This window comes from Variovorax sp. YR566 (genome assembly GCF_051992195.1).
In the GTDB taxonomy this organism is placed as follows: domain Bacteria; phylum Pseudomonadota; class Gammaproteobacteria; order Burkholderiales; family Burkholderiaceae_C; genus Variovorax.
Genome location: NZ_CP197092.1, coordinates 2375321 through 2387354, shown reverse-complemented (window position 1 = coordinate 2387354; position 12034 = coordinate 2375321). Strand labels below are relative to the sequence as shown.

Annotated in this window: 11 protein-coding genes and 1 pseudogene; 1 reads left to right on the top strand and 11 read right to left on the bottom strand. The window is 65.6% G+C overall.

What is annotated here, in order from left to right:
- Positions 1-4 precede the first annotated feature (4 nt).
- Entirely contained in the window at positions 5-514 is a 510-nt protein-coding gene (locus tag ACTG4X_RS11085; RefSeq protein ID WP_440533804.1) for a hypothetical protein, read from the top strand.
- A gap of 27 nt (positions 515-541) precedes the next feature.
- Here the strand turns inward: ACTG4X_RS11085 and ACTG4X_RS11080 are convergent, their stop codons facing one another.
- From ACTG4X_RS11080 to ACTG4X_RS11030, 11 genes and pseudogenes are all read right to left on the bottom strand, one after another.
- Positions 542-1561, bottom strand: a complete 1020-nt coding sequence (locus ACTG4X_RS11080; RefSeq protein WP_440533803.1) for a patatin-like phospholipase family protein — start codon at positions 1559-1561, stop codon at positions 542-544.
- Between the two features lie 189 nt (positions 1562-1750).
- Positions 1751-3283 carry a nitrogen regulation protein NR(I) gene (gene ntrC, locus ACTG4X_RS11075; RefSeq protein WP_093050201.1) on the bottom strand — a complete coding sequence of 511 codons (1533 nt, stop codon included), beginning with the start codon at positions 3281-3283 and terminating at the stop codon, positions 1751-1753.
- 27 nt (positions 3284-3310) lie between these two features.
- Positions 3311-4390: a nitrogen regulation protein NR(II) gene (gene glnL, locus ACTG4X_RS11070; protein WP_093050198.1), complete on the bottom strand. Its 1080-nt coding sequence runs from the start codon at positions 4388-4390 to the stop codon at positions 3311-3313.
- Positions 4391-4392: 2 nt separating this feature from the next.
- Positions 4393-4902, bottom strand: a complete 510-nt coding sequence (locus ACTG4X_RS11065; protein WP_093050195.1) for a hypothetical protein — start codon at positions 4900-4902, stop codon at positions 4393-4395.
- Between the two features lie 153 nt (positions 4903-5055).
- Positions 5056-6470 (bottom strand): annotated as a pseudogene (gene glnA, locus ACTG4X_RS11060) (type I glutamate--ammonia ligase).
- 146 nt (positions 6471-6616) lie between these two features.
- A complete protein-coding gene (locus tag ACTG4X_RS11055) occupies positions 6617-7417 on the bottom strand; it encodes a competence/damage-inducible protein A (RefSeq protein ID WP_440533802.1) in 801 nt (266 codons plus the stop codon).
- The gene (locus ACTG4X_RS11050; protein ID WP_440533801.1) at positions 7414-8304 is read right to left on the bottom strand and encodes an EI24 domain-containing protein; all 891 of its coding nucleotides are present in this window, start codon (positions 8302-8304) and stop codon (positions 7414-7416) included. Before ACTG4X_RS11050 ends, ACTG4X_RS11055 begins: the two co-directional genes overlap by 4 nt.
- Positions 8305-8354: 50 nt before the next feature.
- Entirely contained in the window at positions 8355-9329 is a 975-nt protein-coding gene (locus tag ACTG4X_RS11045) for a sterol desaturase family protein (RefSeq protein ID WP_093050184.1), read from the bottom strand.
- Between the two features lie 13 nt (positions 9330-9342).
- On the bottom strand, positions 9343-10155 hold the full coding sequence (locus tag ACTG4X_RS11040; protein ID WP_440533800.1) for a polysaccharide deacetylase family protein: 813 nt from the start codon (positions 10153-10155) through the stop codon (positions 9343-9345).
- Positions 10139-11149, bottom strand: coding sequence for a YncE family protein (locus tag ACTG4X_RS11035; RefSeq protein WP_093082778.1), 1011 nt, complete (start codon positions 11147-11149; stop codon positions 10139-10141). The genes ACTG4X_RS11040 and ACTG4X_RS11035 overlap by 17 nt, the downstream gene beginning before the upstream one ends.
- Before the next feature lie 82 nt (positions 11150-11231).
- Positions 11232-11981, bottom strand: coding sequence for a pseudouridine synthase (locus ACTG4X_RS11030; RefSeq protein WP_440533799.1), 750 nt, complete (start codon positions 11979-11981; stop codon positions 11232-11234).
- Between the last annotated feature and the right edge of the window lie 53 nt (positions 11982-12034).

The window sequence follows — 12034 nt, the reverse complement described above, 5'->3', positions numbered from 1 at the left end:
GCCCATGACCATACGCAACCTCGCAATCGCGGCCATCGCGCTGACGCTCACGGCCTGCTCGCTGCTGAAACCCGGCGACAAGGCGGAAGAAGGCGGCAAGAGCGCTGCAACCTCGCCTGCGGACGAGACCGCGTCCGGACGCGACGTGCCGACGGTGCGGCTGATAACCGCGCAGACGCCGGCCGTGCGGACCTACCGCAAGATCGGCGCGCGCCACATCTACAACAAGTACGCGAGCCGCATCTACAAGGGCAAGATTCCGCCGCTGGTGTATGCGGTGGTGGTGGTCGAAACCGACATCGACGCCACGGGCAAGGTGATCAGGGTCGATTTCAGCCGCACGCCGAGCCACGCGCCCGAAGTGCCGCCGATGATTGCGGAGCTGATCAAGGCAACATCGCCTTTGCCGAACCCCGGCAAGCTCGGCGCCCATACGTACGTGGATACCTGGCTCTGGGACAAGAGCGGAAATTTCCAGATCGATTCGCTGACCCTGGGCCAGCGAAGCCGATAGTCACGCCGCCGGCGTCGCTCGCCTCGCTCAAGTCCAGTTCTGCTGGACCCAGCTGCGCACCGCCGCCCACTCGGGCGAGCTCTCGATGTATTTCTGCGTCGCGCTCACCAGCTCGCCCACGTTCTTGTAGTCGTCCAGGCCGAACGGCTGGGCCAGCGGCACGTTGCCGCGCATGTAGTTGCTGCCGAGCAGCTGGCCGGCCTGGGTCGCCGCCAGCTCCGCGGTGGCATCCATGGTGAGGTTGAGCAGCGCAGTAGCCGGCACCACGCCGTCGCTGAACGGCCACAGCCAATGCGTGACGCCCCAGTCCAGCGGGTTGGACACGGAACTGGGCGGCACACCCACCGGATTGACGCCGGTGCCCAGCGACAGCATCACGATGTCCGACGGGGCGGTGGCGCAGCCCTGGTAGATCGCTTCCACGATCGCCGTCATCGAGGGGTTGTTGGCGAAGGTGCCGCCGTCGGCGAAGTAGCCGAAGTCGCCCATCTGGTACGGCGGGAAGTACGTTGGCGCGGCCGAGGTGGCCAGCGCGGCGTCCACCATGCTGATGCCGCGGTAGGCGTTGCTCTGGCCGTTGGAGATGGTGCACGGCGCCCAGCTGTTCTGGTTCGCATCCCACAGCCGCGCGGAGTTGACGGCCACGAAGCGGCTCGCCGAGGACAGCGCACCGCCGCTACCCACCAGCTGCTGGGCGACTGATTGCAAGCCGGTGTTGACGTACTGGCACTTGAAGATGCCCGGACCGCTGCCCAGCAGGTCTTCTGTCGACTGCGCCGGTGCCCGGTCCTGCTGCTTGGCTTGCGCGTCCAGCAGCCAGCCGTTGGGCTTGAAGATGGTGGAGCCATCGTTCTGGTAGACGCTGACGATCTTGTCGATGCTCACGTTGTTCACCAGGCCCAGCGAGATCAGGCCGCCGGTGGACGTGCCGGCGAAACCATTCGCACTTGCGACGATGCCGAAACTCTTGTCCAGGTCCTGGATCAGCATCGCCGTGATGACGCCGCGGATGCCGCCGCCGTCGCAGCAGAGAATCTTGAAAGACATGGCTACGTTCCTTGCTTGAGTGGACGGTACCCGCGGCGCGCGGGCCCGGATGCCCCTTGGTCTCAGGCCGGAATGTGAGTCAATTGGTGAAGCAGCGCATCACTTGAACGAGGGATGGGCGATCTTCTGCACTGGTACGGCCAGCTGGATAAGTCCGGCCGGTAATAAAAAAGGCCCCAAGGGGCCTTTTCATTCGATGCCGAGTTCCTGGATCTTCCGGGTGATGGTGTTGCGCCCGATGCCCAGTTTCTGCGCGGCCTCGATACGGCGGCCGCGCGTGTTGGCCAGGGCTGTAAGGATCAGCCTCGACTCGAAGCGGCGCGAGAGCACGTCCCACACATCGGTGCGGCCGGCCGCGAGCAAGGCCTGGGCTTCGTGCTCCAGGCCGCTTTCCCAACTACTCACGCCCGCATGGGCTTCAGCGGGCTCGGAGACGGCGTGCGCGGGCGCCGATTCGCTGCCTGCAACTGGCAGCGACGCCACGGGCTGGGCCGCTGCGGTCGGCGCGACGGTCGCGGCTTCGGGCACGTGGAGAGTCTCAGCGCCGGCACCGACGGCCATCACCTCGGGCGGCAGGTCCTTCGCTTCGATCAGCTGGGCCGGCGCCATCACGGTCAGCCAGTGGCAGATGTTCTCGAGCTGGCGCACGTTGCCCGGGAAGCCGAAGGCCGCGAGCTTGGCCAGCGCCGCATCGGAAATGCGCTTGGGCTCGACGCCCAGCTGACGCGCGCTCACCTGCAGGAAGTGGCGCGTGAGCGCGGGCACGTCTTCACCGCGTTCGCGCAGTGCCGGCAGGCGCAGGCGAATCACGTTGAGGCGGTGGAACAAGTCTTCGCGGAAGCCGCCGAGCTTGACGCGCTGCTCCAGGTCCTGGTGGGTGGCTGCGATGACGCGCACGTTGGCCTTGACCGAGTTGTGGCCGCCCACGCGGTAGAAATGGCCGTCGCTCAGCACGCGCAGCAGGCGCGTCTGCAGGTCGAAGGGCATGTCGCCGATTTCGTCGAGGAAGAGCGTGCCGCCCTCGGCCTGCTCGAAGCGGCCGCGGCGCATGGTTTGCGCACCGGTGAAGGCGCCGCGCTCGTGGCCGAAGAGTTCGCTCTCCAGCAGGTCCTTGGGAATGGCCGCAGTGTTGATCGCAACGAAGGGGCCGTTGGCGCGCGGCGAGTGCTTGTGCAGCGCACGCGCCACCAGTTCCTTGCCCGAGCCCGATTCGCCGGTGATGAGCACCGTGACGTTGCTTTGCGAAAGCCGGCCGATGGCGCGGAACACGTCCTGCATCGCAGGAGCCTGGCCGAGCATTTCGGGCGCCGCGACCATGCGTTCTTCGGCGACTTCCTCGCGCTGGCTTTCATCGACGGCACGGCGGATGAGTTCGACCGCACGCGGCAGGTCGAAGGGCTTGGGCAGGTATTCGAAGGCGCCGCCCTGGAAGGCCGAAACGGCGCTGTCGAGGTCGGAGAAGGCCGTCATGATGATGACGGGCAGGCCGGGGTGCTTGGCCTTGATCTTGTCGAGCAGGTCGAGCCCGGAACCGCCGGGCATGCGGATGTCGCTCACCAGAACCTGGGGACCTTGCTGATCGTCGTCGGCGGCCTGTTCGAGTGCTGCCAGCACCTCGCGCGTGTTCGTGAAACTGCGCGTGGGCAGGTCTTCGCGCAATAGAGCCTTCTCGAGCACGAAGCGAATCGATTGGTCGTCATCAACTATCCAGATCGGCTTCATGCATCTCCTCTGTTGCCGGTGGCTGCGCTAGGGCAGCGGTATCAATATCTTGAAATCGGTTCGGCCCGGGACGCTGTCGCACTCGATCACGCCGTGATGCTGTTGCACAAAAGTTTGCGCGAGCGTCAATCCCAGCCCTGTCCCGCCTTCCCTGCCCGATACCAGCGGATAGAAGATGCGGTCCTTGATCGTGTCCGGCACACCCGGTCCATTGTCGATTACATGCAATTCCAGTGCCAGTCGATACCACTGCTTGTTGAAGATCACCTGACGGGCTATGCGCGTCTTGAAAGTGATCTGCGCGTCGCCTGCCGCGCGGCGCTCGGTCAGCGCCTGCGCCGCGTTGTGCGTGATGTTGAGCGTGGCCTGGATGAGCTGCTCGCGGTCGCCGCGGAACTCGGGAATGGACACGTCGAAATCGCGCTCGATGTGCAGGTCGCGCGGAAACTCCGCGAGGATGACCGAGCGCACGCGTTCGCACACCTCGTGGATGTTGACGTCACCCACCACGTGCGGACGGCGGTGCGGCGCCAACAGCCGGTCGACCAGCGTCTGCAGCCGGTCGGCCTCGTGGATGATGACCTGGGTGTATTCGATGAGGTCGCGCGATTCGACCTCCATCTGCAGCAGCTGCGCCGCGCCGCGGATGCCGCCGAGCGGGTTCTTGATCTCGTGCGCGAGGTTGCGGATGAGTTCCTTGTTGGCCTGCGCCTGGTCGATGAGGCGCTCTTCGCGGTCTTGCCGCACCTGCTGCTCGAGCGGCGACATCTCGATGATGAGCTCGCCCTTCTTGTCGCCCTGCGCAAGCGTGACCTGCACGGGCATCAGCTCGTGGTTGACGCGGCGCAGGAAGGCCTCATAGCGCAGCGTTGCAAAGTCGTTGCTGCTCGCACCGTCGATGGCCGTACGCAGCACCTGCGGCTCATGAAAACACGCGCCGAACTGCGAGCCTTCGAGCGTGCGGCGCGAGGTGCCCAGTGCGTCTTCGAGGCCTGCGTTGGCGAACAGCACGGAGCCGTTGCTGTTGACCACCGCGATCAGCGTGGACAGCAGGTCGAAGGACTGGAAGCGCGGATTGGCGCCGGTCGCCTTCTTCCCGAACACCATGACTACTGCGGCTGCTGCTTGTTCGGCAGGCGGCCGATTTCGCGGCGGATGCCGGCGATGTCGCTCTCGTTGCGCGCCAGCTCAGCCTTCATTTCGGCGACGCGATCCAGGTACTTCTGGTAATTGCGGCCTTCGCTGCCCTGCTTCTCGGGCTCGCCGTTGTTGTATTCCTTCTGCAGCTCGGCCTGGCGCGCCTCGGCCTTCTTGAGCTCAGACTCGAGCACCGAACGAGCCTCGCCGTCACGGGCACGCTGGTCGACGCCTTCGACACGCGGGCTGCCCGCCGGCGCACGCGCCGCGGAAGAGCCACCGGACGACGCAGAGCCACCGCCCGAAGACTTGGTGCCTTGCACGACCGTGACGTTGCCGCCTTCCATGACCTTGCAGCCCTTCTGCTGGGCGATGGTGGCGTTGTTGGTGTACTCGTTGCCGCAACGCCAGACGCGTTCCTGCGCGAGCGCCGGCAGCGCGATCAATGAACCGGCCAGGAAAATGAGAGAAGCAGTCTTCATGTGTATCGGTGGAGGGCGGCGACAAAGGTGCATTTTCGTGCAATTCGATGCCACCAGTGACAAGATGTTCCACTCCATTGAAAAAGGACGGCCACGGCCGTCCTTTTTCATTACATCCCCGCCAACGGATTGGTGAGGTTGTACTTCGCGCGATTACAGCGAGTAGTACATGTCGAACTCGACCGGATGGGTCGCCATGCGGAAGCGCGTGACTTCCTGCATCTTCAGATCGATGTACGCATCGATGTACGCATCGGTGAACACGCCGCCCTTGGTCAGGAACGCGCGGTCCTTGTCCAGGTATTCCAGGGCTTGGTCGAGGCTGTGGCAGACGGTCGGGATCAGCGCGTCTTCTTCCGGCGGCAGGTGGTACAGGTCCTTGCTGGCGGCTTCGCCCGGATGGATCTTGTTTTCCACGCCGTCGAGACCGGCCATCAGCAGCGCAGCGAAGCCGAGGTACGGGTTCATCAGCGGATCGGGGAAGCGCGCTTCGACGCGGCGGCCCTTCGGGTTGGCCACGAACGGGATGCGGATCGAGGCCGAGCGGTTCTTGGCCGAGTAGGCCAGCTTCACCGGGGCTTCGAAGCCGGGCACCAGGCGCTTGTAGCTGTTGGTGCCGGGGTTCGTGATGGCGTTCAGGGCACGGGCGTGCTTGATGATGCCGCCGATGTAGTGCAGGGCGAAGTCCGAGAGACCTGCATAGCCGTCGCCGGCGAACAGGTTCTTGCCGTCCTTCCAGACCGACTGGTGCACGTGCATGCCGGAGCCGTTGTCGCCGACGATGGGCTTGGGCATGAAGGTGGCGGTCTTGCCGTAGGCGTGGGCCACGTTGTGAATCACGTACTTCTGCAGTTGGACCCAGTCGGCGCGCTGGACCAGCGTGCTGAACTTGGTGCCGAGTTCCATCTGGCCGGCGTTGGCCACTTCATGGTGATGCACTTCGACCGGGATGCCGAGCGATTCGAGCACCAGGCACATTTCCGAGCGCATGTCCTGGAAACTGTCGACCGGGGGAACCGGGAAATAGCCGCCCTTGACTGCCGGACGATGGCCGGTGTTGCCGTGCTCGTATTCCTTGTCGGTGTTCCACGAGGCTTCTTCGGAGTCGATCTTCACGAAGCAGCCCGACATGTCGTTCTTCCAGCGGACGCCGTCGAACACGAAGAATTCGGGTTCCGGACCGAAGAAGGCGGTGTCACCCAGGCCCGAAGCCTTCATGTATGCCTCGGCGCGCTTGGCGAGCGAACGCGGATCGCGCTCGTAGGCCTTGCCGTCGGCGGGGTCGATCACGTCGCAGGTCAGGATCAGCGTCGTTTCTTCGAAGAAGGGGTCGATGTTGGCGGTGTTCGGGTCGGGCATGACTGCATGTCCGAAGCTTCGATCCCCTTCCAGCCAGCGATGGACGAGCCGTCGAATGCGTGGCCCGAGGTGAATTTGTCTTCATCGAAAGCCGAGACCGGCACGGTCACGTGCTGCTCTTTGCCACGGGTGTCGGTGAAGCGGAAGTCGACGAACTTGACCTCGTTTTCCTTGACGAGCTTGAGTACATCGGCGACGGTCTTTGCCATCAGTTTCTCCTGAGTTGGATGGTGGTTAGGAATACAGGGACGAGGGATGCAGTTTCTGTGCCATTGTCACCTCACTCGATGAGGCTTTAGTGGCCGCCGCAAACCCCAAATGAAGGCGGAATTTCACCAAAATGGTGCTCTCAGCATTAACGCACCAATTCTGGACCAAGCTTGGCATCAAAGGTGTGCAACCCTTCGATCAGCTGGACATAGGCGGCATCGAGCCGGCCGGGGTCACCCTTGACGCCCAGCTCGATGTGGCGGCCGTATTCGGGGTGATCGACGCTCGGCAGGCTGAACACCTTGATGCCGGCGTGGGTGGCCTCGATGGCCTGCATGAGCGGCGTCAGCGTGGCTTCCATGGCACCGAAAACGATCACCGACTTCTCGGCGACGGCATTGCGGGTAAACAGTTCGGCGTAACGGCCGTCGAGCACGGACTCGATCATCGGCCAGGCCATGACGGGAAAGCCCGGCACGAAGTGCACGTCGCCGACGCTGAAGCCAGGGATCTTGTTATACGGGTTGTAGATGAGCGCGGCGCCCTGCGGAAACACGCCCATGTTGAGCCGGTGCACGTTGTCGGAGCGGTTGGGCTCGTAGGGCACGCCCTGCTCACGCGCGGTGTCCTGCATGCGCTCGCGGATCAGCAGTTCGGCCTCGGGGTGCAGCGCCAGCGGCACGCCCAGCGCCTTGGCGGCGCACTGGCGGGTGTGGTCGTCGGGCGTGGCGCCGATGCCACCGGTCGAGAAGACGATGTCGCCCGAGGCGAAGGCGCGCGCCAGCGCGGCCGTGATGCGCGCGGGCTCGTCGCCCACGTATTCGGCCCAGCTCAGTTGCAGGCCGCGCGCGGCGAGCAGCTCGATGACCTTGGCCATGTGCTTGTCGGCCCGCTTGCCGGAAAGGATCTCGTCGCCGACGACGATGAGACCGAATGCGCGTGTCATGGTGAACCCCATTGGGAAAGAGCGGCCTTGCTGGCCTCTTCGGCTTCGAGGGCCGGTGTTGTGCCATTGGTGGCCGATGCCTCGGCCACCGCGCGCTGGGCACGCAGCCGCGCGAGCGCGTCGAGGCAGTAGTGAGCGAACCAGAGCGCCGAGAAGGCGAAGACCAGTGTGTAGATCCAGATGGCGATCGGCACCAGCACGAAGAAGGCGGCGGCGAACAGCAGGCCCGATGCCCAGACGATGCTGGGCGCCGCGCCCAGGTAGCCGCACAGCACGCCGATGCACAGCAGCGGCAGCCGGTGCGCGCGCAGCAGCGCGGCGCGCTCCTCGGGGCTGGCGTGCTCGGCCAGCGCATCGAAGCTCATCACGCGGTAGGTGAGCCAGCCCCAGATCAGCGGCGGCAGGATCAGCACCAGCGGCGGAATGAGCCACAGCGGCATCGACACCACGAGGGCGATCAGCGCCAGGATGGTGACGCCGAGCGAACGCGCGACGCTGCCGAAGAACGAAGCGCCCTTTTTCTGCTCGAGCGAGGGAAAGCGCCGCTCGCCCACGAGCTTGGTCAGCGCAGGCGCCATGAAGCCGGCCACGATCAGCAGGCAGACCACCACGATCAGCGGCGTGGCGGCGAACACCACGACCAGGGACGCCAGCGCGAAAGTGACGTCACCCGAAAAAAGACGGCCGATCCAGGCCCAGAAGCTCGACAGCAGCGGCCAGGCATCGAGCGCGCCGCGTGTCCAGGTCACGGCGGAGTCCCAGTAGAAATAACCGAGCCCCGCGGCCAGCACCACCATCAACCCCAAAGGAAGCAGCGACAGCACGATCACGCGCGGCAGCATGCAATAGGCGACCGCGCGCCAGAAGGAGTCGAGGAGCAGGCGCATTGAGCAGCGAGGATAACGCCTCGGACGAGCCGTTCAGGGGCCGGAGCCCCTCAACCGCGACCGACCATTCGCTTCAGGCCGAGCCACTGCTGGGCCCAGAAACCGCGCCCGTATTCGCGCACGCGGCCGTCGGCGCTGGGTTCGACCTGGTCGCGGATGCCGGTCGGGTCGTAGCGGTTCTCGAAGTTGGCGGTGCGAAACAGCATGTCCCACCAAGGCAGCAGCACGCCGAAGTTGTGGCCGCCGAGCGTGCTCCTGCCGTTCGATTCGTGCCCCAGCCCGATGCTGTGGTGCAGCCGGTGGAAACGCGGGCTGATCCACAGCCGCTCGCCGATGGCGCCGAAGCTCAGCCGCAGGTTGGCGTGCTGCAGGCTTTCGCTGAGCTGCGTGAAGGCGACAAAGGCAATGAACTGCCCCGGCGCGACGCCGATCAGCTGCGCCACGATGACGATCAGCGTGTCGTGGACGATGTCGTCGAGCAGGTGGTTGCGGTCGTCGCTCCACATCGTCATCTGGCGCTGCGAGTGGTGCAGCGAGTGCAGGCCCCACCACCAGTTGAACTGGTGCTGGCCGCGGTGGATCCAGTAACCGACGAAGTCGAGCACCACGAGATAGATGGCGAAGGCGACCACCGGCACGTCGGTCACGCCGGGCCACACTTCGTCGAGGTGGAAGGTGCCCCACCCCGCCGTGCGCAGGCTGCCCATCGCATCGTCGAAGAAGGGCTGCAGCGTGAAGAAGATCGCCAGCCGGAACAGGCCGAGCCGGTGAATCAGCGTGTAGAGCATGTCGATGCGGATCGCGTGGCGGTCGACCACCGGCTCCACCGATCGCCAGCGCTGCAGCGGCCCGATGATCGCCAGCAGCACCAGGATCTGGATGACGCCGACCAGCAGCCAGCCGGTCGCATCGAAGGCATCCTCGGTCCAGCCGCCGAGGCCGACGGCGTAGACCAGCGGCTGCACGGCGGCCTCGAAGAACCAGCCCTGCATGGCGGAAAAAGCGTCTGTCAGCCAATCGATCACGGCGAAAACTCGTTCAGGGGTGAGATGCAATCCAGGCGCGGAAGTCCGGGTGCTGGCGCAGTGTCTGGAAGCAGAAGCCCTTGGCCTTGAGCCCGACGATCAGCGGCTCGAGGTTGGCCGGAGCCCATGGGTCCTTGCGCGACCAGATACCCAGGTGCGCGAGCAGGATGTCGCCGGGGCGAATGGTGTCGAGCGCCTGCGTCAGCAGCTTGGCGTTGCTGAATTTCTCGCTCGGCAGCTCGTCGCCGAGGAAGCCGGCGGGCGCCCAGCCGACGTACTTGTAGCCACAGCCTTCGGCGGCGGCCAGCAGCGCGGGCGAGGTCTTGCCGCCCGGCGCGCGGTACAGCGGGAGCGGCTTCTTGCCGGTGATGGCGGCCAGCCGGTCGGACGACTTGCGGATGTTGGCGCAGTACTCGGCCGCGCTCCAGGTCGATTCCTTGCCGTCCTGCGGGCCGGCCGAGGGCTTGATGCGGAAGCTCGGCGGCGTGCCCTTGACGTCGGCGCGCCAGTACGCGTGGTCGTAGGTGTGCGATCCGAACTCGTTGCCTTCGGCCGCCCTCGCCTTCCACCAGGACGCCCAGTGGTCGTCGAGGCTGTCGCCGTCGGTCTGGGTGCGCTCGGCGGCGGCGAAGAAGGTGACGCGCACGTCCTGCCGCTTGAGCACGTCGGCCACCAGCGGGGCGATGCCCATGTGGCCGGTGTCGAAGGTCAGGTAGACAGGCTTTTCGCAGGTGGCGCCCGGTGTCGCCCCCCAGGCGACGGGAGCCACGACTCCGGCCAGCGACAGCGCGAGGGCCGCGCCGATGCGGCTAGATGCGCTTGGCATGATCGAGCGTCCAGACGCCATGCGGCGAACGGCCGACATTCACCTGCCGCACGACCTTGTTGCTGGCCAGGTCGACCACGCTGAGCTTCTTGATCCAGCGCGAGGTCACGTACAGGGTCTTGCCGTCGGCCGACAGGTCCATGCAGTCGGGACCGCCGGGCACGGGATAGGTCGCGATGACCTTCAGCGTCGCCAGGTCGATGCGGCTGATGGTGTTGGCCACGCGGTTGCTCACGAACACGCTCTTGCCGTCGCCGGCCGAACGGAAGGCGTGGGCGCCCTTGCCGGTGGGGATCTTGCCGACCAGCTTGGGCTCGGCGCCGGCCACGTCGAACACCTGCACGCCGTCGCTGCCGGTCAGGCCCACCAGCAGGGTCTTGTCGTTGTGCACGCCGAAGATGTCGGCAGGCATGGTGCCCGTGGCAACGCGCCACTTGACTGTTTGCGTGGGCAGGTCGACGGCGATCATCTCGTCGCTGTCCTGCATCGTCACGTAGGCGATGGTGCTGGTGTTGTCGATCCAGATGTGGCTGGGCGTCTTGCCGCTGGCGATGCGCTTGGCCAGCTTCAGGTCTTTGCCGTCCCAGCGGTAGATGTCGACGTGGTTCAGGCGGTTGCCGGCCGTGACAAACCACTTCATGTCGCGCGAGAACTGCAGCTGGTACGGATCGATGATGCCGTAGACCACGCGCTGCACTTCCGCCGTGCGGGGGTTCAGGAAAGTCAGCGAATCGCCCGCCGAATTGGCCACGATGACCGACTTTTCGTCCGGCGTCATGTAGATGTGGTGCGGCTCCTTGCCGGTGGCAATGCGCTGTTTTTCCGTCCAGTCGACGGGATTGATCACGCTCACGCTGGCGTCCAGCGAGTTGAGCACGAAGATCGGGGGAAGTTCGGCCGGCGCGGCGGCGGCGGCGGGGAATGCCGCCATGGCCGTCAGACAGGAAAACAGGAAAGCCGCGATGCGGCCGTTCGGTCGAGCAGGGAGTCGCAAGGGAAGGTTCCGGGAGAGAGCTTGGCGAGATTAACGGTCGAGCCTTAGGACTGGCTGACCGTCAGGGGGCGCTTTGTTCCGCTTATTTCGGCGGTTTGGCCGGTTTGGCCGGCGCGCGCAGGGCGGCAACCTGGTCGGCGGTCAGCCAGCGCCACTGCCCCGGCGCAAGGTCGTCGGGCAGCGCCAGGTCGCCGATGCGCGAGCGGTGCAGCCCCTCAACCCGGTTGCCGACCGCGGCCAGCATGCGCTTGACCTGGTGGTACTTGCCCTCGGTGAGCGTGAGCCGCAGGTGCAAAGGGCTGTCGGACTCGCAGGCGGCGGCGCGCACGGGCTTCGGGTCGTCGTCGAGCACCACGCCGGCCAGCAGCTTGGCGATCTGCGCCTCGTCCACCGGATGCTTGGCCGTTACCTCGTAGACCTTGGGCACGTGGTGCTTGGGGGAGCCCATCTTGTGGATGAACTGGCCGTCGTCGGTCAGCAGCAGCAGGCCGGTGGTGTCCTGGTCGAGCCGGCCAATGGCCTGCACGCCCTGCACCGCGCCCTTGTTGGGCCGCAGGCGCAGCGGCGACGGCAGCAGCGTATAGATGCTCGGATAGGTCGAGGGCTTCTGCGAGCACTCGGCGCCGGCCGGCTTGTGCAGCATCAGGTAGGCCTTCTCGTGGTACGCCCACGCGGTGCCCTGGACTGTGTAGTGAAGGCCCTCGGGGTCGAGATCGGCGAAGGGGTCGGTCACCGCCTGGCCCTCGATGGTCACGTGGCCTTGCTGGACGAGGCCCGCGCACACGCGCCGCGTGCCGAAGCCCTGGGTATAGAGGATGTCTTGCAGATGCATGAAAAATGAAAAAAGCGGCCGCGCCGACAAGGGCACGACCGCCTTCTAGTTTG

What these genes read in the sequence shown, in the direction of transcription:
- ntrC (WP_093050201.1), bottom strand. Translation starts at nt 3,283, where the DNA reads ATGAAGCCGATCTGGATAGTTGATGACGACCAATCGATTCGCTTCGTG.
- ACTG4X_RS11080 (WP_440533803.1), bottom strand. Translation starts at nt 1,561, where the DNA reads ATGTCTTTCAAGATTCTCTGCTGCGACGGCGGCGGCATCCGCGGCGTC.
- glnL (WP_093050198.1), bottom strand. Translation starts at nt 4,390, where the DNA reads ATGGTGTTCGGGAAGAAGGCGACCGGCGCCAATCCGCGCTTCCAGTCC.
- ACTG4X_RS11050 (WP_440533801.1), bottom strand. Translation starts at nt 8,304, where the DNA reads ATGCGCCTGCTCCTCGACTCCTTCTGGCGCGCGGTCGCCTATTGCATG.
- ACTG4X_RS11030 (WP_440533799.1), bottom strand. Translation starts at nt 11,981, where the DNA reads ATGCATCTGCAAGACATCCTCTATACCCAGGGCTTCGGCACGCGGCGC.
- ACTG4X_RS11040 (WP_440533800.1), bottom strand. Translation starts at nt 10,155, where the DNA reads ATGCCAAGCGCATCTAGCCGCATCGGCGCGGCCCTCGCGCTGTCGCTG.
- ACTG4X_RS11065 (WP_093050195.1), bottom strand. Translation starts at nt 4,902, where the DNA reads ATGAAGACTGCTTCTCTCATTTTCCTGGCCGGTTCATTGATCGCGCTG.
- ACTG4X_RS11085 (WP_440533804.1), top strand. Translation starts at nt 5, where the DNA reads ATGACCATACGCAACCTCGCAATCGCGGCCATCGCGCTGACGCTCACG.
- ACTG4X_RS11055 (WP_440533802.1), bottom strand. Translation starts at nt 7,417, where the DNA reads ATGACACGCGCATTCGGTCTCATCGTCGTCGGCGACGAGATCCTTTCC.